The sequence below is a fragment of the Nocardioides sp. NPDC004968 genome (assembly GCF_040608935.1).
Classification (GTDB): domain Bacteria; phylum Actinomycetota; class Actinomycetes; order Propionibacteriales; family Nocardioidaceae; genus Nocardioides.
Genome location: NZ_JBEXJF010000007.1, coordinates 149515 through 170406 on the forward strand (window position 1 = coordinate 149515; position 20892 = coordinate 170406).

At 67.8% G+C, this 20892-nt stretch carries 18 protein-coding genes, 1 tRNA gene and 1 pseudogene; 8 read left to right on the forward strand and 12 right to left on the reverse strand.

Annotation, left to right across the window (positions count from 1 at the left end; translation table 11 throughout):
- Positions 1–120: 120 nt before the first annotated feature.
- From ABZU72_RS10635 to ABZU72_RS10650, 4 genes are all read right to left on the reverse strand, one after another.
- Positions 121–2337: a hypothetical protein gene (locus tag ABZU72_RS10635; protein ID WP_355018831.1), complete on the reverse strand. Its 2217-nt coding sequence runs from the start codon at positions 2335–2337 to the stop codon at positions 121–123.
- Positions 2338–2533: 196 nt separating this feature from the next.
- Positions 2534–2905: a DoxX family protein gene (locus tag ABZU72_RS10640; protein ID WP_355018832.1), complete on the reverse strand. Its 372-nt coding sequence runs from the start codon at positions 2903–2905 to the stop codon at positions 2534–2536.
- 68 nt (positions 2906–2973) lie between these two features.
- A complete protein-coding gene (locus ABZU72_RS10645) occupies positions 2974–5346 on the reverse strand; it encodes an arylsulfatase (protein WP_355018833.1) in 2373 nt (790 codons plus the stop codon).
- A gap of 147 nt (positions 5347–5493) precedes the next feature.
- A tRNA-Leu gene (locus ABZU72_RS10650) sits at positions 5494–5580 on the reverse strand.
- A gap of 244 nt (positions 5581–5824) precedes the next feature.
- On the opposite strand from ABZU72_RS10650, the gene ABZU72_RS10655 reads away from it, so the two are divergent.
- Genes ABZU72_RS10655 through pknB form a run of 7 tightly spaced genes read left to right on the forward strand, consistent with a single transcriptional unit; the run spans position 5825 to position 14574 of the window.
- The gene (locus ABZU72_RS10655) at positions 5825–6532 is read left to right on the forward strand and encodes a DUF3662 and FHA domain-containing protein (protein WP_355018834.1); all 708 of its coding nucleotides are present in this window, start codon (positions 5825–5827) and stop codon (positions 6530–6532) included.
- Positions 6529–7011, forward strand: coding sequence for an FHA domain-containing protein (locus ABZU72_RS10660; RefSeq protein WP_355018835.1), 483 nt, complete (start codon positions 6529–6531; stop codon positions 7009–7011). Before ABZU72_RS10655 ends, ABZU72_RS10660 begins: the two co-directional genes overlap by 4 nt.
- The gene (locus ABZU72_RS10665) at positions 7008–8342 is read left to right on the forward strand and encodes a protein phosphatase 2C domain-containing protein (RefSeq protein ID WP_355018836.1); all 1335 of its coding nucleotides are present in this window, start codon (positions 7008–7010) and stop codon (positions 8340–8342) included. Before ABZU72_RS10660 ends, ABZU72_RS10665 begins: the two co-directional genes overlap by 4 nt.
- Positions 8339–9769 (forward strand): FtsW/RodA/SpoVE family cell cycle protein, encoded by a 1431-nt coding sequence (locus ABZU72_RS10670; RefSeq protein ID WP_355018837.1) that lies wholly within the window; start codon positions 8339–8341, stop codon positions 9767–9769. Before ABZU72_RS10665 ends, ABZU72_RS10670 begins: the two co-directional genes overlap by 4 nt.
- On the forward strand, positions 9766–11235 hold the full coding sequence (locus ABZU72_RS10675; RefSeq protein WP_355018838.1) for a penicillin-binding protein 2: 1470 nt from the start codon (positions 9766–9768) through the stop codon (positions 11233–11235). The genes ABZU72_RS10670 and ABZU72_RS10675 overlap by 4 nt, the downstream gene beginning before the upstream one ends.
- Positions 11232–12773 carry a serine/threonine protein kinase gene (locus ABZU72_RS10680; protein ID WP_355018839.1) on the forward strand — a complete coding sequence of 514 codons (1542 nt, stop codon included), beginning with the start codon at positions 11232–11234 and terminating at the stop codon, positions 12771–12773. The genes ABZU72_RS10675 and ABZU72_RS10680 overlap by 4 nt, the downstream gene beginning before the upstream one ends.
- Positions 12766–14574: a Stk1 family PASTA domain-containing Ser/Thr kinase gene (gene pknB / locus ABZU72_RS10685; protein WP_355018840.1), complete on the forward strand. Its 1809-nt coding sequence runs from the start codon at positions 12766–12768 to the stop codon at positions 14572–14574. The genes ABZU72_RS10680 and pknB overlap by 8 nt, the downstream gene beginning before the upstream one ends.
- A 25-nt stretch (positions 14575–14599) precedes the next feature.
- Here pknB and ABZU72_RS10690 read toward each other — a convergent pair whose 3' ends face one another.
- Positions 14600–15268: a DUF881 domain-containing protein gene (locus ABZU72_RS10690; RefSeq protein ID WP_355018841.1), complete on the reverse strand. Its 669-nt coding sequence runs from the start codon at positions 15266–15268 to the stop codon at positions 14600–14602.
- Positions 15269–15431: 163 nt separating this feature from the next.
- On the opposite strand from ABZU72_RS10690, the gene ABZU72_RS10695 reads away from it, so the two are divergent.
- Positions 15432–15893 (forward strand): cell division protein CrgA, encoded by a 462-nt coding sequence (locus ABZU72_RS10695; protein ID WP_355018842.1) that lies wholly within the window; start codon positions 15432–15434, stop codon positions 15891–15893.
- A 144-nt stretch (positions 15894–16037) separates the two neighbouring features.
- On the opposite strand, the gene ABZU72_RS10700 is transcribed toward ABZU72_RS10695, so the two are convergent.
- The 7 genes and pseudogenes from ABZU72_RS10700 to ABZU72_RS10730 all read right to left on the reverse strand — a co-directional run bounded on the left by ABZU72_RS10700 (position 16038) and on the right by ABZU72_RS10730 (position 20788).
- Complete coding sequence (locus ABZU72_RS10700; protein ID WP_355018867.1) at positions 16038–16844, reverse strand: rhomboid family intramembrane serine protease; 807 nt, start codon at positions 16842–16844, stop codon at positions 16038–16040.
- Positions 16845–16847: 3 nt separating this feature from the next.
- Positions 16848–16925, reverse strand: a pseudogene (locus tag ABZU72_RS10705) (hypothetical protein); the annotation flags it as partial.
- A gap of 24 nt (positions 16926–16949) precedes the next feature.
- Positions 16950–17459, reverse strand: a complete 510-nt coding sequence (locus ABZU72_RS10710) for a peptidylprolyl isomerase (RefSeq protein ID WP_355018843.1) — start codon at positions 17457–17459, stop codon at positions 16950–16952.
- Between the two features lie 78 nt (positions 17460–17537).
- A complete protein-coding gene (locus ABZU72_RS10715) occupies positions 17538–17870 on the reverse strand; it encodes a DUF3817 domain-containing protein (RefSeq protein WP_355018844.1) in 333 nt (110 codons plus the stop codon).
- A complete protein-coding gene (locus ABZU72_RS10720) occupies positions 17867–18649 on the reverse strand; it encodes an SURF1 family protein (protein WP_355018845.1) in 783 nt (260 codons plus the stop codon). Before ABZU72_RS10720 ends, ABZU72_RS10715 begins: the two co-directional genes overlap by 4 nt.
- 103 nt (positions 18650–18752) lie before the next feature.
- Positions 18753–19655, reverse strand: a complete 903-nt coding sequence (locus ABZU72_RS10725) for a hypothetical protein (protein ID WP_355018846.1) — start codon at positions 19653–19655, stop codon at positions 18753–18755.
- A 95-nt stretch (positions 19656–19750) separates the two neighbouring features.
- On the reverse strand, positions 19751–20788 hold the full coding sequence (locus ABZU72_RS10730) for a TauD/TfdA family dioxygenase (protein ID WP_355018847.1): 1038 nt from the start codon (positions 20786–20788) through the stop codon (positions 19751–19753).
- Positions 20789–20892 lie beyond the last annotated feature (104 nt).

Sequence of the window (20892 nt, forward strand, 5' to 3'; positions counted from 1 at the left end):
CAGGCTACTGGCACGGGATCGGGCCACACATCACTCAAAAGGTGGCTGTGCTCCGAACGGCTCGATCCCGGCCGTCGACAGACCGATGCTGGTCCTCACGGCACCAGCCGCGGGCGCCCCTCACAGAGCGGGCGAGAGGTCCTCCCAGACGACCTTCCAGCCGTCCGTCGGGAACCCCGGAGCGGAGCCGCGTGGTCCCGGGGTGCCGGTCGCGCCAGGTACGCCTTCGGGCGAGTCCGCCCACCCGGCGCACATCATCGCCACCGAGTAGAGCAGCCCGCCGGCCGACGGGAAGTACGGCGAGGGCACACCGCTCTTGCCGCTCGCCGGCAGCCCGGTGTCGGTGAAACCGAGGCGCTCATGGAGCAGGTTGTCGACCGCGCTGACCGGGTCGCCGAGACGGGCCGCGTTCATCGCGAGCAACGGGAAGTCCCAGCTGTAGAGGTCGGTGACCGGCCAGGTCTCGTACACGCGTCGGGTGGTCGCCCGCATGGTCTCCAGGTCGACACCGTCGCCCGGCAGCATCCCGAACGGCGCGATCGGGTCGGGGTGGTTGGTGTTGCGTTCGGTCCACATGTTCGGCACGCCCTCGTAGAGGACATAGGTGCCGTCCTCGACGGGCAGCGGCGCGAGGTTGTCCAGGATCTCGTCCAGCGCCTCGTCCCGCGCCCGGCCGAGCCGCTGGCGCCACTGCTGGGCGATGCGCAGCCCGAACTTCCAGTAGGAGAGCTCGAAGGTCGGGTTCAGCGTCGACTCCGGCTTGTTCCGTTCGTTGCAGCACATGATCGGCGGCCCGATGACGTACCGGCCGGTCTCCTCCTCACGGTTCGCGAACGACGCCATGAACTCGGCCGTCTCACGGACCACCGTCTCCCACTTGCGCAAGGTGCTCCGCTGCGGATGCGCCTGGTAGTCCATCTCGGCGAGGAACAACGGGTGCGGCTGCTGCCAGATCAGCAGGCAGGTCGGCGTGCCTGGCGACTCCCGGCCGATCGCGTCACCGAAGGCGGTGGTCATCTTGGGCCAGCGCGCGCCGCGGAAGCCCTGCGACACGGCAAGCTCACGTGCGTGCGGAAGGAACCGTTCATAGATGTCCGTGCTCCGGTCGAGGAGCGACCAGCGGTTCCACAGGCCGTAATGGAAGGCGTGCCACCAGTACATCTCCATGTGGAACTTGCCGTACCAGCCGTTGTTGACCAGCCCGGATTCCTGGGCCGGATCGTTGCCGGCGTCGTTGACCGCGAGGTGGTACTGGCTGAGCACGATACGGCGCTCGAGCTCACGCCAGCGCGGGTCTGTGCTCCGCGAGAGATCGACGGCGCCGCCGGTTCGCCAGAACCGGGGCCACCACTCCTCGCTCGCGTCGACCACGTCGCGGGCCGACGGCACCTTGTCCACCTCTGGGGCGAACAACGCGGTCAGCTCCAGACGGTTCCCCCGGCCGACGATCTGGTAGCGGTGCAGTGCCGGGTCCAGGCGGGTGATCTCGGCCCCGCCCGGCAGGTCGAGACCGACCTGGTACACGGTGTCGTCCATCGTGTGGGTGACCCGGGCGGTCCGGCCGCGGCGCGTCACGGTGGTGGTGTGCCTCTCGGGGCGGTCCCAGAACCCGACGAACGGCGCCGAGAACTTCTGGGTGCCGGTGGTCATTGCATACGGGAAGTCGATGAACGCCGTCAGGCGACCGGCCCTGACCAGGTCCGAGTCGATGCGTACGCCGATCGCGTCCTGCCCCGGGTGGCAGGCGGTCTCGACCTTCACCTGGTGGCCCTCGAGCCGGAACCTGCTGCGCAGCAAGCCGGTCCACGGGTCGAGCACCTGCTCCACGTCGGTCAGGTCCGCCTCGACCGCCTCGGTGCCGTCGGCCTTGAGCATCCGCAGCCCGATCCGCCCGAGGTTCGCCCGGTGGGGGTTCTCCCGGAGCCAGTTGAAGATCTCCGGCTCGCCCTCGTCATGGGTCCAGTACGCGACATCGCGACCGTAGGTGTCCCAGACCCGGCCCTTGAGGTCGGAGATCTGCTTGCCGGCGGGCAGCGCGTCCTCGTGCCAGCCCCAGTCGGCGAGGGTGTTGAAGGCGAGGAAGGTCTGCAGGCCGGTCACGTCGGCACCGAAGGCGAACCGGCCGTTGCCGACCTGGATCGGAAGCTCGAGGTCGCTCTCGTGGCGGACCACACGGTGCCGGGAGACCAACGCCTCGCGGTCGATCGACCGGCCGCGTGATGGCGCGGCCGCCGCAGCCGACTCGGCTGCCAGGACACGGCTCATGAGGGTTGCCGACGCGACGGCGGCCATGCCTTTGAGGACACCACGACGGGCAAGCTGGTGCTGATGGATCACGGTCTGTTCTCCCACCTTGATCGGAGCTCCGACCACATCGACATGAAACGATTCAATGTGTGAACCGTAAAGATGTGACGTCAGTCACGTCAAGGTTCTGGCCGGGTCCGGCCACGGTCTCAGCTGGTTGGCGAAGGCCTCGGACAGATGACCGAGAGATCACGGACCTGCCGATCAAGCTCGACAAGGTGGTCGGCTAGAACGGCTCGACCGCGAAGCGCCCCCACGCGATGAAGACCATCGCCGCGAGAAAGAGCAGGTCGCCGAGGAGCTCCTTGTATTCACCGCGCCGGAGCCGTTCGGTGATCGCTCCGGCCATGTAGAGCGCCATGCACGAGGCCGCGATCGGCACCAGGATCGGCGCCACGTCGACCAGCCCCGGAAGGACCAGGCCGATGCCGCCCAGGACCTCCACCACGCCCATGAACCTCACGTTGCCGGGCGTGAAGTCCCCCGGCCAGCCCAGCTTCGCTGCGTACTTCTCGTAGGACATCGTCAGCTTGACGATGCCGCCGGCGACGTAGGCGATGCCGAAGACGCCGGCGACGATCCAGAGGGCGATGTTCATGATGTCTCCAAGTTCAGTCGATGCACGGATGCCCCTACGACGAGGCACGTGGTGCATCTGTGACATCGCTACTGACGTGCCATCGCGATCCTGAACCGCTCGTCCGGGTCGATGTAGTGGTCGTGTACGTCGTCGCCGAGATCGATCTGGACCCACGCGATCTTGCCGCTGAACCGGCTGGTGCGGCTCGTGTAGTCCGAGGAGACCGACGTACCGGACTCGTAGCCGATGTCGGTTGTCTCGTCGGCCGAGAAGACCATCGGCTGGGTCACCTCCACCCGGCCCGACCCGACCGGCTTGCCGTCGTCGTAGAGAGTGACGTCGCCTCCCTTGGCGAGGCCACCGCCGTCGTACGCGAACTCCATCCGGACCTGGCGGGTGCCGGCCGCGAGCAGGGATTCGGAGACGACGGGGAACTGCTGGATGCCGAGCACGTTGTAGACGAACTTGAGCCGTCCGGCGCGGGCGAAGAACGTCCAGCCGCCGAACCTGCCGCCCTGGGCGATGATCACTCCCTCGGCACCGGTGTCGGGGATCGTCACCTCGGCGGTGACGGAGAACGACTTGTTCTTGATGCTGACCACGCTGTTCTCCGAGAGCCGGCCCATGCCGGGGAAGAAGAGCTGGGTCTTGCCGCGGACGAGCGTCGGCCTGCCTGCCATCGTGGGTTCGAGCCGCTCGCTGGTGCGGTCGTCCATCGGCAGCACTCCATACTTCACGGCCTCGATCAGCCAGAGCCGCTGCAGCGCGGCGAGCTTGTCGGGGTGCTCCGCCGAAAGATCCCTCGCCTGGCTGAAGTCCGTGTTGCCGTCGTACAGCTCCCACACGTCGTCGTCGAACGCCGGCAGCTCTCCGCCGACCATCACCCACGGGGTGCGGTGCTTGGTGACCGCGCTCCAGCCCTTGTGGTAGACCCCGCGGTTGGCGAACATCTCGAAGTACTGCAGGTCGTGCCGCTCCGGCTCGCTCGCACCGCGGAACGTGTAGAGCATGCTCGTCCCCTCCATCGGCGACTGCTGGACGCCGTTGACCATGGCCGGCTCGGGCAGCCCTGCCGCTTCGAGGACGGTCGGCGCCAGGTCGATCACGTGGGTGAACTGGGCACGCACCGAGCCCGGGTCGTCGATCCCGCCCGGCCAGTGCACGATGGTGCCGTTGCGAGTGCCGCCCCAGTGCGAGGCGACCTGCTTGGTCCACTGCAGCGGCGAGTTCATCGCCCACGCCCAGCCGACCGAGTAGTGGTTGTAGGAGCTGGGTGAGCCGAACTCGTCCATCTTCGCCCGCATGAACTCGGGCGTCTCCAACGCGGCCATGCCGTTGAAGTTGGCCATCTCGTTGAAGGCGCCGTTGAGGGTGCCCTCGGCGGAGGCGCCGTTGTCGCCGATGATGTAGTAGACGATGGTGTTGTCGAGTACGCCGAGGTCGGCGATGGTGTCGATCACGCGGCCGACGTGGTGGTCGGTGTGCTCGAGGAAGCCGGCGTACACCTCCATCTGACGGGCGAGCACGGGCTTGAGCTCGTCCGGCATGTCGTCCCACGCCGGGATCTCGTCGTGGCGGGCGGTCAGCTCGGCCTCTGCGGGGATGACCCCGAGCTCCTTCTGCCGCGCGAACGTGCGTTCCCGCTGGACGTCCCAACCGTCGTCGAACCTCCCGGCGTACTTGTCGATCCATTCCTGGGGGACGTGGTGGGGAGCGTGGGTCGCGCCCGGCGCGAAGTAGGCGAAGAACGGCCGGTCGGGCATCAGCGCCTTCTGCTGGCGGATCCAGGCACACGCGTGGTCGGCCAGGTCCTCGGTGAGGTGATAGCCCTCCTCGGCCGTCGCCGGCGGCTCGATCGCGGTGGTGCCTTCGTAGAGCGCGGGGTCCCACTGGTTGTTCTCACCGCCGATGAAACCGTAGAACGTCTCGAACCCTCCGCCTGCCGAGGGCCAGGCGTCGAAAGGGCCGAGCGGCGAGGACTGCCAGACCGGGACCTCGTGGCACTTCCCGAACTGTGCCGTCGAGTACCCGTTGAGCTTGAGCGTCATCGCGAGCGGCGCCTTGGTGTTGGGCCGCACCGAGCTGTTGCCGGGCGCCGAGGTCGCTGTCTCGGTGATGCTGCCCATCCCGACGGAGTGGTGGTTCCGGCCGGTCAGCAGCGCCTGCCGCGTCGGGGCGCACAGCGCCGTGGTGTGGAACCGGTTGTAGCGCAGGCCGTTGCCAGCCAGCCGTTCGGCGACCGGCGTGGCGCACGGCCCTCCGAACGCGCTCGACGCCCCGAAGCCGACGTCGTCGAGAAGTACGACGAGTACGTTGGGCGCGCCGTCCGGCGGAAGCAGCGGCTCGATCGGCGGGTACTTGGTCTCCGGGTCCTTGGCGTCGTACGTCGTGTGTCCCGACGCTGGTCGGTCCGGGATCGGCAACATGGTCCGGGCGTGAGTGTCGGGACGGTTCGGCATCGCAGGCGCTCCAGTCATCGGCGGGGTATCCACCGAGCGTCGCAATTGACTGCGCGCGCCACGTCATCCTTGGCGGATGATCGACTACGTTCTTCGGGATCGCGCTGAAATGCACGAAGCCCCAGGTCATCCCTGGGGCTTCGGTGGTGGTGCGCGAGGGGGGAGTTGAACCCCCACGTCCTTTCGGACACACGGACCTGAACCGTGCGCGTCTGCCTATTCCGCCACTCGCGCGTGCAGCAGAGGAAACGTTAGCCCACGGGCGCCCGCCGACCCAAAACGACGGCACCCCGCTCGCCTTGACGCTGGTGGTCACCCGATCGTGGGAGGATCGAAACCACGCAGAATGCGGGAAGTGGCAGATCCCCTAGGGTGCACCGATACGATCGGGCCGAATCCCGGGGACCACTGTGCCCGTACGCGACTGACCACCCACCCCGACCGGCCCACCCCCGGCACCTGAGAGGAGCGCAACAACGTGAGCGGCCTGCAGAAGTTCGAGCAGAAGTTGGAGCAGCTCATCTCAGGCGCTTTCGCGAAGGCGTTCCGGTCCGAGGTGAAGTCGGTGGAGATCGTCGCCGCGCTCCAGCGCGAGATCGACAACAACGCCCAGGTGCTCAGCCGCCAGCGGCGCCTGGTCCCCAACGACTTCTTCGTGGAGCTGTCCGCCAGCGACCTGGGGAAGCTGGAGTCCTACGGACCCCACCTCAAGGAAGAGCTGAAGCGCCAGCTGATGGACCACGCCGAGGCGCAGGGATTCGTCTTCCCCGGCCGCGTGAGCATCGAGTTCGGCGAGGCGAAGGACCTGACGATCGGCCGGTTCCGGGTGCGCAGCCGCGCCCAGGCGGCGGTCTCGGGCGGCGACATGACCGACACCCAGGTGAGCCGCGCGCAGGCTTTCCTGGAGATCAACGGCACCCGGCACCCGCTCCACGGCAACCTCGTCGTGGGACGGGGCACCGACGCCGACCTGCGCATCAACGACCCTGGCATCAGCCGCCGCCACATCGAGTTCCGATCGAAGCCGGCCGGCGACCGTGTACGCGTCGAGGTCTATGACCTCGGCTCGACCAACGGCATGCTGGTCAACGGGCAGAAGATGGCGAGTGCCACCTTGGACGACGGCTCTCAGGTGCGCATCGGCACCACCGTCATCACCGCGCATATCGTGGAGGAACGCCGTTGAGCGAGCTGACTCTGTTTCTGATCCGGGTCGCTTATCTGGCGATCCTGTGGATCTTCGTGCTGGCAGCGTTGTCGGTGATCCGCTCCGACATGTTCGGCGCGCGGGTCACCAACGCCTCCGCCGGCGGCCAGCCGGCGGACCCGCCGGCTCGCGGCAAGGCTGCTGCGGCGAGGGCGCCGCGGCGCGGCGTACCCACGCATGTGGCCGTCACCACCGGCTCCAACGCCGGTGTGACCGTGCCTCTCTCGCAGGCACCCATCGTCATCGGCCGCGGCAGCGATGCCGCGATCATCCTCGATGACGACTACGCCTCCACCCGCCACGCCCGGATCGCCGTCTCCGGCGACCAGTGGTTCGTGGAGGACCTCGGATCGACCAATGGCACCTACATCGGGTCCGTCCGGATCAATCAGCCGACCGCCATCTCTCTCGGGACCCAGGTGCGGATCGGTAAAACAATCCTGGAGCTGCGCAAGTGACCGCTGCGACCGACCCCACCTCCGACCCCGCTCCTAGCCTGGGCGCTGCCGACGGACGACCCTTCCGCCTCGAGTTCGCGGCGGTCTCGGACGTCGGCCGGGTGCGCAAGGACAACCAGGACAGCGGGTACGCCGGACCTTGGCTGCTGACCGTCTGCGACGGTGTCGGCGGCGCCGCCCGCGGCGACATCGCCTCCAGCACGGCCGTCCAGCAGCTGCGCAAGCTCGACGAGGAGCCGGCCCTCGGGCTGGTCGACGACGACCTGATCGGCCTCGTCTCCCACGCGCTGCACATGGCCCACGACGAGATCGGCCACCTGGTCGACCACGACCCGACGCTCAACGGCACCAGCACGACCTCGACCGTCGGGCTCTTCGACGGCTCCAAGCTGACCGTCGGCCACGTGGGCGACAGCCGCGCCTATCTGCTCCGCAACGGCGCGATCCACCAGGTCACCCACGACCACACCTTCGTGCAGACGCTTCTCGACGAGGGGAGGATCACGGAGGAGGAGGCCAAGACCCACCCCCACCGCAACCTGATCCTCAAGGCCCTCGACGGCACCCGCGAGCTCGAGCCCGACCTGTTCATCGTCGACCTCGCCGCCGGCGACAGGCTGATGTTCTGCAGCGACGGTGTCTGCGGCTACGTCGACGACCCGCGGATCGCCGACATCCTGGCCACCGGCACGCCCGAGTACGCAGCCGTCGAGCTGGTCCGGGTCTCCCTCGACTCCGGCAGCACCGACAACGTGACCTGCGTGGTCGCCGATGTGGTGCCCAGCGACACCATCCCGTCCCCGGGCCTCGAGGCCCAGATGGTGGGTGCGGCGGCCGAGCTCAAGCGGAGGACCACCAAGACCGGCCAGATGACCGCCCTGTTCCGCGGTCACCGGATGGGCGACACCGGCGAGCTGGACCCGATCGACGAGGAGATCCCCGACGGCGCGATCACCGCCGACCCGGAGGAGATGCGCTACGCACTCCAGGCTCCGGTCAAGTATCTGAAGCTGCGCTGGGCCTTCGGCCTGCTGACCCTTCTCGGTGTCGTCTGGATCGCTGTCGCGACCGCGTTCGTCTGGTCGCAGAACCAGTGGTACATCGGCGAGCAGGAGGGCAACGTCACGATCTTCCGTGGCGTACCCACCACGATGATCGGCCTCGATCTCTCCGAGCCCTACCAGACCTCCAACCTGAAGGTCGAGGACCTGGCCGATACGTACCAGAACCAGCTCGAGGACGGGATCCACAGCAAGGACCTGGCCGGCGCCCAGGAGAAGGTGCAGTCGCTCGCGGACCAGAGCGCCGCAGATGCGGGAAGCGGGTCATGAGCGGGTTCACTCCGGCTAGCTCGATGCCCGTTTTCGTCCACCGGTCACGGCGGGGAGCGGAGCTGGTCCTGCTGATCCTGGCCCTGGTGGTCGGGATCGGTGCGTACGCGGCTGTCGGCCTTGGCGTGCAGGAGAAGATCCCGGTCGACATCGTCGGCTACGGCGCCTGGCTGGTCGCGCTCCTGGTGGCGGCCCACATCGGCGTACGCCTGCTGGCTCCGTACGCCGACCCGGTGCTGCTTCCGCTGGTTGCGATGCTCAACGGGGTCGGTCTGGCCGTCATCCATCGGCTTGACCTGGCTCTCGCCGAGGACGCCGACAAGTTCGCCCGTCAGCAGCTGATCTGGATGACGATCGGCGTGGTGCTCTTCCTGATCACGCTCTTCCTGGTTCCCGACCACCGGATGCTGCAGCGGTTCACCTACACCGCCGGCCTCGGCGCGGTGGTCATGCTGATCCTGCCGATGCTCCCGATCATCGGCAAGGAGATCAACGGCGCGCGGATCTGGATCAACCTCGGACCGGTCAGCTTCCAGCCCGGCGAGGTCGCCAAGGTGCTGCTGGTGATCTGCTTCGCCGGCTATCTGGCGGTCCACCGCGACGCCCTCGCACTGGCGGGGCGCCGGTTCGCCGGCATCGACCTGCCCCGCGGCCGCGACCTCGGCCCGCTGCTGATGATGTGGGCCATCAGCCTCGCGATCCTGGTGCTACAGCGCGACCTCGGCTCCAGCCTGCTCTTCTACGGCCTCTTCGTGGTGACGCTGTACGTCGCAACCGAGCGCAAGGGCTGGATCGTCGTCGGCGGCCTACTCTTCGCAGGTGGTGTCTTCGCTGCTCTGACCCTGTTCAGCCACGTACGCGTCCGGGTGTTCACCTGGCTGGACCCGTTCAAGTATTACCCCGTGGGCGATGATGGCGTGACCTCCTCGGGGCAGCTGGTCGAAGGGCTGTTCGGGATGGCCTGGGGAGGCATGATCGGCCGCGGCTTCGGCTCCGGCGAGCCCTGGCGGATCCCCTACGCCAACTCCGATTTCATCATCCCGGCGATCGGTGAGGAGCTCGGCCTGACCGCGCTCCTGGCGCTGCTGCTCTGCTACGGACTGATCGTCGAGCGCGGCCTGCGCACGGCGATCGTCGCCCGTGACGACTTCGGCAAGCTGCTCTCCGTCGGCCTGGCCACCTCGGTCGCGCTGCAGACCTTCGTGGTCGTCGGTGGCGTGACCGGCCTCATCCCGCTGACTGGTCTGACCACACCGTTCCTCTCGTATGGTGGGTCTTCGCTGGTCGCCAACTGGGTGATCGTGGCCCTGCTGTTGCGCGTCTCGGACCAGTCCCGCCGTCCACTGCCGACAGCACCGTCCGATGAAGACCTCGCCGCTGAGGAGACCCAGATCGTCAAGCTCGACAAAGGGGCGATGAGCAAGTGAACCGCCCCATCCGCACGCTGAGCGTCGGCTGCCTGATCCTGTTCGTGGCGCTGATGCTGAACGTGACGTACGTCCAGTTCTTCAAGGCCAACTGGTACAACGACCGCGCCGACAACCGCCGGGTGACCGAGGACGCCTACTCACAGCAGCGCGGCGACATCCTGGTCGGCAAGAAGGCGGTCGCCACCAGCGTGCCGAGCGACAGCAAGTTCGAGTGGCAGCGCACCTACCCCGGCGGCAAGAAGTACGCCCCGATCACGGGTTTCATGTCCTACTCCTACGGCCAGACCGGGATCGAGAGGTCGCAGGACTCGGTGCTGTCGGGCAAGGACAACAAGCTCTTCACCAACCGCCTGGTCGACCTGGTCACCAACTCCGAGCCGGCCGGCGGCAACGTCGAGCTGACCATCAACCCGAAGGTCCAGGACGCTGCGTACGAGGGCCTGACCGCGCTCGGTGAGGACGTCCAGGCCGCGGCGGTGGCGATCGAGCCGAAGACCGGCAAGATCCTGGCGATGGCCTCCACCCCGACCTTCAACCCGGACCGGGTGGCGAACAACGACATCAACGCCGCGCAGAAGTCCTACAACCAGCTCTCGAAGGACGAGAACGAGCCGCTGCTCAACCGCTCCATCCAGACCGCGCTGCCGCCGGGATCGACCTTCAAGCTGGTCACCGCCGCGGCCGCGATCGAGAACCTCGGCATGGACGGCGACAGCATGGTCTACGGCGGCGCCTCGCTCGACCTGCCCGGCACCGACACCGACCTGCCCAACCTCAACGGCACCAGCTGCGGCGGCGAGCAGATTACCCTCACCCGCGCTCTCGAGGTCTCCTGCAACACCGCGTTCGGGTCCCTCGGAATGGAGCTCTCCGACGAGGAGATGCAGGAGCAGGCCGAGGGGTTCGGCTTCGGCCAGGACTACCTCAACGACATCAGGCCCCTGGCCGTCAGCCAATACCCCGACAACGGAGGCGACAAGGCCAAGCAGGCCCGCGCCGCCATCGGCCAGCAGGACGTGATCGCGACCCCGCTGCAGATGGCGATGGTCTCGGCAGGGATCGCGAACGGGGGCGAGGTCATGAAGCCCTACCTCGTCGACCGGGTCACCTCCTCTTCCCTCGACGTCATCGACCAGGGCAACCCGACCGCGATCGACAACCAGCCTGCGGTCTCGCAGGACACCGCCGAGATCCTGACCCAGATGATGGTCAGCACCGTCGACAACGGCACCGCCGAGGCGGCCGCGATCGACGGCGTGAGCGTCGCCGGCAAGACCGGCACCGCACAGACCACGCCGGACAAGCCGCCGTACGCCTGGTTCACCTCGTTCGCCCCAGCGGAGAACCCGTCCATCGCGGTCGCCGTGATGGTCCAGAAGAGCGGCACCGAACGCAGCGAGATCGCCGGCGGACGGCTGGGCGGACCTATCGCGAAGGCCATGATGGAGGCAGCGATCTCATGAGTCGTTACGTATTCCACGAGCTCATCGGCACCGGCGGGATGGGCGAGGTGTGGCGAGCGACCGACACGACCCTCAACCGCGAGGTCGCGATCAAGCTCCTCAAGCCCGAGCACGCCGAGGACCCGATCGGCCGGTCCCGGTTCGAGTCCGAGGCGAAGCATGCCGCGGCGCTCCATCACCCCAACGTGGTGGCCGTCTACGACGTCGGCGAGATGCCGACCGCCTCCGGCCTGATGCGGCCGTTCCTGGTGATGGAGCTCGTCGACCACAAGCCGCTCTCGGAGCTCATCCGTGACGGGCGGCCCCTGGCCCCCGAGGTCGTACGCGACCTCCTCGGTCAGGCCGGCGACGCACTGGCCGCCGCGCACCGGGCCGGCATCGTCCACCGTGATGTGAAGCCCGCCAACCTCCTGGTCACCCCGCAGCGCAAGGTGAAGGTGACCGACTTCGGCATCGCCCGAGCGCAGGCGTCGACCGGCATCACCGGCACCGGCCAGGTGATGGGCACGCCTCAGTACCTCAGCCCCGAGCAGGCGCGTGGCGAGAAGGCCACGCCCGCCTCCGACGTCTACTCCCTCGGCGTCGTCGCCTTCGAGTGCTTGGCCGGCTACCGGCCGTTCCAGAAGGAGACTCCGGTCGCGACCGCGATCGCCCACCTCCACGACCCGGTCCCGCCGCTGCCCGACCACGTCCCGGCAGATCTGGCCGCGATCGTGATGCGGAGCCTGCAGAAGGACCCGTCCCTCCGCTACGCCGACGCCGCCGCGTTCACCTCCGCGATTATCGGTCACGGCGCCGCCGACCCGGACGCCGATGCCACCACCGTCGTCGCCGCGGCAGCCGGCGACGCGACCGCGACCTCGGTCATGGACCCGGTTCCCTCGCCCACTCAGAACTACGTTGGCATGCAGGGCGCCGCGGGCGGTCCCGAGGGTCCGCCGCCGCCTCGCTACCAGGACCCGTACGACCGTTACGACGAGGACGACGACCAGAGGCCCTGGTACAAGAAGCCGTTCAACATCATCGTCATCCTGATGCTCGTGGCGGTCATTGTCGCGATCATCTGGATCATCTCGACCCTCGCGGCGGATCCGAAGACTCCTCCGGCCAACGACACGTCGACCACACCTTCAGCGTCCCCGACTCCCACTCCGTCGGAGGAGCCCGAGGAGGAGCCCAAGCCCGTCGAGATCAACGAGGACGACTACGTCGGCCGCAACGTCGATGAGGTGCGCTCCGAGCTGGACGACCTCGGTCTGAAGGTCAAGGTGGCGGTCCAGGACAACGACGGCAGCTACGAGCCCGACACTGTCGCCGGCCTCGACCCGACCCGCAACCTCTACGAGGGCGACCCGATCACCATCCGCTACTACGGCGAGCGCCCCGTGGTCGAGCAGCCTCCCGCCGAGGAGGAGCCCGACGAGGAAGAGAGCGACGAGGAGGAGCCGACCGACGGAGAATCCTCCGACTGGGGCATCCCGGAGCTCCCAGGCGACGAGACTGGCAACGGCAACGGCAACGGGGGCGGCAATGGCTGAGGGAGCTCTCCTGGCCGGTCGCTACGAGGTCGGCGAGCTGCTCGGCCGCGGCGGCATGGCAGAGGTCCGCAAGGGCACCGACCACCGGCTCGGCCGGGTGGTCGCGATCAAGCGCCTGCGGGTCGACCTCGCCAGCGACGCGACCTTCCAGGCGCGTTTCCGGCGCGAGGCGCAGTCCTCGGCCAAGCTCAACCACCCCTCGATCGTGTCGGTCTACGACACCGGCGAGGAGAAGTCCGACGACGGCGTCGCCCAGCCCTACATCGTGATGGAGTACGTCGCCGGTCGCACGCTGCGCGACGTACTCCGTGAGGGTCGCAAGATCCTGCCCGAGCGGGCGCTGGAGATCAGCTCCGACGTACTCAACGCTCTCGACTACAGCCATCGCAACGGGATCATCCACCGCGACATCAAGCCGGGCAACGTCATGCTGACGCCGGCCGGTGACGTGAAGGTGATGGACTTCGGCATCGCTCGGGCGCTCAACGACGCCCAGTCCACGATGACCCAGACCGCGGCCGTGGTCGGCACCGCCCAATACCTGAGCCCCGAGCAGGCCCGTGGTGAACAGGTCGACGCCCGCTCCGACGTCTACTCGGCCGGCTGCCTCCTCTACGAGCTGCTCACCGGCCGTCCGCCGTTCGTCGGCGACTCGCCGGTCTCGGTGGCCTACCAGCACGTACGCGAGCAGGCCCAGCCTCCCTCGGCCCACGACCCGACGCTGACCCGTGAGCTCGACGCGATCGTGATGAAGTCGCTCGCCAAGCGCGTCGAGGACCGCTACCAGTCCGCGCAGGCGATGCGCACCGACATCGAGCGCTACCTCGCCGGGCGTCCGGTCCACGCGACCGTGCCGCCGAGCATGGACCAGACCCAGGTCGCCCAGAACCGCGCCGTCGGCCCCTATGGGGGCGACCCCACCAACGGTGGCTACTACCCGCCCCAGGACGACCGCCCCGAGGGCCCGCGCCCGTGGGTCCTCATCCTGCTCGGCCTGGTCATCGTCGGCCTCATCGGGTTGGGCGCCTACTTCCTGCCTGCGGCCCTCGGCCCGCAGTCCACACCAGCGCCCGACGTGACCGGCCTGACCGAGGAGAGGGCGAGGGCCGAGCTGAGCACGGCCAAGCTGAAGGGTGAGGTCAAGCGGGAGGCGAGCGACACGGTCGCGGTCGGCGTCGTGATCTCCCAGGACCCACCCGCCGGCCAGGACGTCGAGGAGGGCAGCACCGTCACCCTGACGGTCTCCACCGGTCCACCCAACCGGGAGATGCCCAACGTCGTCGGTTCGCCGCAGAAGACGGCCAAGGAGCTGCTCGAGGGCGATCCCTACAACTTCACGGTGAAGATCGAGACGGTCGAATCCGACAAGGACAAGGGCATCGTGGTCGAGTCCGACCCGGTCGACGGAGAGAGCGTCACCACCGGCAAGTCGACCGTCGTGACCCTCACCGTCTCCAAGGGCCCGACAAAGGTCCCCAACGTCGTCGGCAAGACGGCCGAGCAGGCCGAGGAGATCCTCCGCAACGCCGGCTTCACGCCCGTACGCAAGGACGAGCCCAACACCGAGGAGCCCAAGGGCACCGTCGTCGAGCAGACACCGGCCAAGGGCACGCCACTCGCGCAGGACGGCCAGGTGATCATCTTCGTCTCGACGAAGGAGGAGGCCCTGCCGAGCTGTCAGACCCTCGTGCCTGGGACGGACCCGGCCAACCCATCGGCCTCGGCCACCCAGACCGCCGAGCCGGGCGACCCGCCGACGTGTGACCCGGCGCTCCCGCCGAGCACCCCGGCGGCGCCGTAGCCCTGACGCTCCCGAAGCCCCTGGCTCAGTCCTCCTGAGGCAGGGGCTTCGCGTATTTCACGTCGAGCAGACCGTCGTAGGCCGGAGCCGTGAGATACGTCAGCGGCTGGAGGGACCAGCCGATCTGGACGTTGGGGTCGAGGGCGTCGGCCCGGTAGTTCTGTACGTGGTTGTCGCGGTCGATCGCGGCCTGCAGCCGGTCAGGGTCGCCGACCGCCTCGATGACGTACGGCTGGGGGTAGGGGACGCCGTCGAGCTGCACCGTGCTGCCGGAACACTTGATGCCGGTGGTGGTGATGATCCGCTTGCCGGCGATGGTGACCGCCTCGGCGCCACCGGCCCAGAGCGCGTTGACGACGGCCTGGATGTCCTGCTGGTGCACGACGAGCGAGTTGGGGTCGTCACCCGTGTAGCTCTCCTGGACCTCTGAGGGCGCGTCGCCGAGGACGATCTGCATCCCGGCGCCGCTGTGGTCGGAGGTGCCGGCCGGATCGGAGAGCCGCGCTGACTGGTTCTGCAGCTTCTTGACGTCCTTGTCGGTGACGCCGCTGGTGAGCTGGTCCACCTCGCTCTGCAAGTCGGTCAGCTGGGCCTCGAGGCGGTTGTAGCGGATCCGCTCGCCGTCGACGAGCGTGGCGAGGTCGTCGTAGCGGCCCGGACGCAGGTCGGTGCCGTCGGCATTCACGAAACTCACCGCGAGCAGGCCGCCACAGAGCAGCACCACGATGGGCGTACCAAGCCTCCAAGAGGTCACACGGGACCAGCGCTTTGGTTTAGAGGTGGGGTTAGCCTGGGTTCCGGAGCTCACGACCATTAGGGTATGCGCAGCAATCACATTTGTCTGAGGAGCATCACCCGTGGCCAAGCTCAAGCTCTCGAAGAAGAGTGATCTCGACCTTCCCAAGGAGACGATCTTCACTCCGCGCTTCGGGGTCGCCCTGCTGCTGATCGCCCTCGGCATCGGCTGGATCGCCTACTACTACATCGGGGTCCGCCCCAACGAGGTCGGTGGCGACTTCACCGGGCCGAAGCCCGTGCAGAAGCTCGAGGGGTGGAACTACCTGATCGGCTTCGTCCTGCTCTTCCTGGGCCTGGCCGTCGCCGCTCACCCGAAGACCCCGCTGGGCCGCGGCCGCGGCGTCGTGGTCGGCATGCTCGGCTGCTTCGTCATCGGCCTGATCTGGATCTGCGTCTTCTACGTCTTCGCCAACGACCACCTGGACAAGATCTGGGTCTTCAACGACCTCGGTCAGAAGAACCTCCTGGTCGGCATCGGCTTCATGGCGGTGGGCTTCACCTTCGCCACGAAGTGGGAGTGATCCTGTCGTTAGACGGCAAAAGCGGCGCAAACCTTTGGTTTGCGCCGCTTTGCGTTACACGGATGTAGTTCTCCACAGGGCCATCCACACCTGTGGATTTGTGCACGCGGTGAAAACGCCCCGAAAACACCTACCGCGAAGGCGTCAGAACAGCAGGATCCGTACGCCGATCAGGGCAAGCAACGCCAATGTGAAGGCACCCAGGGCAGCCCATTGCAACGGTGCCTTCCGGTCGGCCCGGAGCGAGGTGAAGATGCCCGCGACGACGAGACCGCCGATGAAGCCACCGAGGTGCCCCTGCCAGGAGATGCCGTTGCCGAAGAAGGTGATGCCTGCGTTGATCAGGAGCACCGGCAGCAGCGGGGAGAGCGACTGCCCGGCCCTGACGAAGAGCACCACCAGGACACCCAGCAGGCCGAAGATGGCACCGGAGGCGCCGACGGTCGAGCCGGCCGGTACCGACGCCCAGACCACCAGGGCGGAGCCCGCCAGGCCGGAGATCAGGTAGAAGACCAGGAGCCGCAGCCGGCCCACGATCGGCTCCAGGAACGAGCCGAGCATGTAGAGCGACAGCATGTTCACGGCCAGGTGGATGATCGAGACGTGGGTGAACGTCGAGGTCAGCAGCTGCCAGAACGCGCCGTCGTCGACTCCCGGCATCCAGGTGCCGCCACTCGCCCGGCAGACCTCGCTCGGCACCGCGAAGCCACCGTCAGGCGTGAGGCAGTAGCCCTGTAGCCGGATCGCGAGGAAGTCGGCGATCCTCGACCCGGATCCACCGGTGAGGATGATGCTCAGCCAGACCAGGACGTTGACGCCGATGAGCGAGAAGGTCACCGGGAGTGCCCGGAACCCGACCCGCGCGCCGGTGAAGCGCTTGGGCTGGCGTACGGACTTGTGGCCCTCACGCACGCACTCGGGGCACTGGAAGCCGACCGATGCGCCCGTCATGCAGTCAGGGCAGATAGGCCGGCTGCAGCGCTGACAGCGAATATGCGTCTCACGGTCGGGGTGGCGGTAGCAGACCGGCACCCCGACCGGGGTCGAGTCGGACAACTAGACGATCTCGACCGTCTCGATGACGACCGGCTCGACCGGGCGGTCCATCGCACCCGTCTTGGTGCCGGAGATCGAGTCGACGGCCTTCTTCGACTCCTCGTCGGCGACCTCACCGAAGATGGTGTGCTTGAAGTTCAGCCACGGCGCCTGGCCGGTGGTGATGAAGAACTGCGAGCCGTTGGTGCCGGGGCCGGCGTTGGCCATCGCGAGCAGGTAGGGCTTGTCGAAGGTGAGCTCGGGGTGCGGCTCGTCCTTGAAGGTGTAGCCCGGGCCGCCCGTACCGGTGCCCAGGGGGCAACCGCCCTGGATCATGAATCCGGGGATGACACGGTGGAAGCCGAGACCGTCGTAGTAGGGGACACCGGAGCGGCCGGCGTCGTCCGTGTACTCCTTGGTCCCCGTGGCGAGGCCGACGAAGTTGGCGACCGTCTCCGGAGCGTGGTTGGGGAACAAGGTGATCGTGATGTCACCGTGATTGGTGTGGAGGATGGCCTTCTGGTCAGCCATGACCTGCCCTTCCGACATTGGGATTGGTACGGGATGTAACTCCTCGATCCTCCCACAGGGTCGGTCGCGGGCCCGAGGTCAGGAGGCCGCGTCAGCGAGCTTCGGAGCGATCCGGTCGGCGACGCGGCGCTCGACCCAGAAGATCAGACCGGGGATCAGGCCGGCGATCATCATCAGCAGGAACTCGGGGATCGTCCATCGGGCCTTCTGCGTCAGCAGGAACGCGACGATCACGTAGATGATGAAGATCCAGCCGTGCGCGACCCACAGCGGCGTCATCGCCTCGCCGAAGGACTGCAGGGCGGTGCCCTCGGGGAGCAGATACTTGAACAGCGAGGAGATCGTGCCGACGAGCAGCAGCACACCCACGATGTACGCAAGCACCTTGTAGGTGCCGAACAGCTTGTTCACGCGTCTGAGCGTACGCGCAGATCCTGAGTGGTTTTCTCAGGGTCTTCTTCGCTGCCGTCGTCGTCCTCGTCGTCAGCTCGGGGGCGGAGGGTGTCGCGTACGTAGCGCCACCACACGTAGATCCCGAAGATCCCGAACAGCCACCACTCGATCGCGTAGAGGAGGTTGCGCAGCCCCGTCGTGGCCTCCGGCTCGGGCAGCTGCGGGGCAGGCACGTCGGCGACGTCCGCGGCGCCGTCGTTGACCGGCATCGAGCTGGCCGGCCAGCTCTCTTCGACCGGCGAGCGCACCATGTAGGCGCTGTAGAGGTCGTAGCTGGTGCGCGAGATCAGGTCGGAGACGTCCAGCTGCGGGAAGACGTTGTCGGACTTGCGGTCGTCGGCGACGTCGGTCCAGTCGCTGGGCTGCAGCCAGCCGGTGACGGTGACGTGGCCGCGCGGCGCGGGCGGTGCACTACCGACCTCAGGGGTCCAGCCGCGCACGACGTAGACGGCCGACTCAGTGTCTTCGACGAGCACCGGTGTGACGGCCCAGAAGCCGACCTGAGAGCCTCGCTCCATCCCGTCGATGAAGATGGTCTCCTCGGGCATCCAGATCCCGGAGACGGTCACGGGGCGGCCGATCTGCTCCCAGGGGAAGGCGTCGTTGGGTCCGATCAGGTCGGTGAACGCCTTCGGCTTCGCGTGCACCAGCTCCGCGACCTGGTTCTGCTTGTCCTGCTGGCTCGACTGGTACTGCCACACCCCGAGCAGCACCGCGCCGGTCACGAAGATCACCACCAGCGCGTGTGCACCCCACAACCTCGGGGAGAAGATCCCAAGTGGATATGCATTGCGCGGGGGACTGGTCTGGGCGGCCATAGCACTCCCAGAGTACGGCCCCTCAGTCGCAGACCGCGAACGGGACGGGTTCGCTGGTGACCAGGGTGGCCGCGGTCACCGGGTTCGTCACCCGGAATCCGATCCGCCCCGTGGCCGGATCGGCGACACCGTTGGTGAAGACCTTCTCGTACGCCGCGACCTGATCGCCCAGCTTCAGCCGGACGAACAGGTCGTCACGGTCCTCGCCGAGACGCAGGGTGGCCAACCCGCCGCCGAACTCGACCGAGTAGGCCTCGATCGGCGCCAGCCGGGTCTTCTCCTTCGGCCCACCCTCGGCGCAGCCCTTGACCACGTACGTCGAGGTGGCAGGGCCTCCGGCGACGGCGACCACCACCTCCTGCGCGGCCCAGTTCTCCACGTCCGGGCTTGCGGTGTTCTTGGTGATCAGGTGGGTCTCCGGGTCGAACTTGGCGCCCTTCAGCGGGCCGACGCCCGCCTTGATCGCCGGCCCGGGCTTGACCCGGTCGGCGACCTTGATGACGTACCCGTCCTGACCGCCGCCGGTGAACCTGGCCTCCCAGACGACATCGGCGGCGCCCCACTCATCGGTGTCGCGCAGACGCTGGTCGACCCCGCGCAGCAGACCGCCGCTGACTTGGGCGGCCTCCTTGTCGGCCCGGTTCCACAGGTCGCTCTGGTCCGAGGGACTCGACCGGCTGGTGACGTCGTCGAGCCCGAAGAGGGACTTCACCTCGTCGTAGTCGGTCACCGCCAGCGTCTTGGCGCGCTCCGGCACGAACGTCATGGCTGCTTCGACCGGGCCCATGGTCGCGGCGTACACGGGGTAGGTGTCCTCCGACGGCGCCGCTTCCGGCTTCTTCGGCTTGCTGTCGTCCCCGCAGCCGACCAGCGCAAGGGCCAGCCCAGCGGCCAGCACGCACATGCCCCATCGCCTCACGTTCACCCCAACGAGTATTCCCGATCCCCGTCACGGTAGGTGTCACGAAATAGATGGAGGCCGCAGGCGGAACGCGCCTGCGGCCTCCTTGATCCCGAGCGTCAGCGACCAGCGCCTGTGAGCTCAAGGGATGCGGGAAGAGGCTCGAGCACCGGGTCGATGATCCGCGAGGAGGCCTCGGACCGAGCGACCCGACTGCGGCGCAGGTCCTTGACGGTCGTGAGGCGGCGGAGCCAACGGTCGGTGCCGTCGTAGCGAGCCGTGAAGGGCTTACGACCGTGCAGAGCACGGTGGTTGTCGACGATGAGGATCTCGCCGGGGGCCAGCGCGACGTCCTCGACGTTCGCGGAGAGCTCCATGATGAGCAACTGGAGCGCCCGGTCGGCCTCGACGTCGCCCGGCAGAGCCGCCATGTAGGGCGGGTCGAGCCGGACGTCGGGGGCCTGGGGTGAGCCGGAGAGCACCGCGGTCGGCGCGGCGAGCAGCTCGGCCTCGTTGACGCCGGCCTCGCGGAGGTTGCGGAGGTGCTCGTCGTCGGGGTGGATGACGTAGCGCGGCTCGAACAGCGGAGCGTACTCAGGGCCGGTCACGTCGATCGAGCTGATGCCGACCGCGGTGGTCGGGATCATGTCCTCGTTGCGCAGCGAGATCAGCCCGAGGTGGTCGCAGCGAAGGTTGCTGAACGCGTCCTCGATGTGCAGGTCGAGCACGACGTCGCTGCTGTGCCCGGTCTGCAGGCTCTCCTGCTTCTGGATCGGCAGGATGTTGTTGACCAGCTGGCCACCCTGCAGCGAGGACCAGGAGACGGCGTCGCCGAGCTGGGCCATGATCAGCGCGAGCCAGAAGTCGGCCATGTGCGGCGCCTGGGCGTCGGGGTGGTTCCAGTGCGGCGGGGTCGGGCCGGCGGTCACCGGGAGCCCACTGATCACCAGGGCGTCGGTCGCATCGCCGTAACGGAAGGCGCGGATCGCCTTGGCGACGCTGTCGGGAAGCTCACCGCCGAGGAAGGGCGCGGTCTCGAGGAACTCCGAGGAGACCGGGCTCTCGAACCGGGCGAGCAACGACTCCGACAGCTCGGCTGCGGCCTGGGACTCTGCGGGGGTCATCTCGACCCGGGTGACTACGGACTCTGCGCCCACGACATTGACCTCTCGGACTTTGCGGTGGAGGGGTTAGTCAGAAGCGTTTTCTGGCGCCCGCACCAAAGGGTTTCCTAAGTTCGAGACCACTTTGTTCCGCCGTA

Excerpts from the sequence above, each read along its gene's own strand:
- ABZU72_RS10640 (WP_355018832.1), bottom strand. The coding sequence starts at position 2,905 with ATGAACATCGCCCTCTGGATCGTCGCCGGCGTCTTCGGCATCGCCTAC.
- ABZU72_RS10645 (WP_355018833.1), bottom strand. The coding sequence starts at position 5,346 with ATGCCGAACCGTCCCGACACTCACGCCCGGACCATGTTGCCGATCCCG.
- ABZU72_RS10670 (WP_355018837.1), top strand. The coding sequence starts at position 8,339 with ATGAGCGGGTTCACTCCGGCTAGCTCGATGCCCGTTTTCGTCCACCGG.
- ABZU72_RS10680 (WP_355018839.1), top strand. The coding sequence starts at position 11,232 with ATGAGTCGTTACGTATTCCACGAGCTCATCGGCACCGGCGGGATGGGC.
- pknB (WP_355018840.1), top strand. The coding sequence starts at position 12,766 with ATGGCTGAGGGAGCTCTCCTGGCCGGTCGCTACGAGGTCGGCGAGCTG.
- ABZU72_RS10700 (WP_355018867.1), bottom strand. The coding sequence starts at position 16,844 with ATGACGGGCGCATCGGTCGGCTTCCAGTGCCCCGAGTGCGTGCGTGAG.
- ABZU72_RS10710 (WP_355018843.1), bottom strand. The coding sequence starts at position 17,459 with ATGGCTGACCAGAAGGCCATCCTCCACACCAATCACGGTGACATCACG.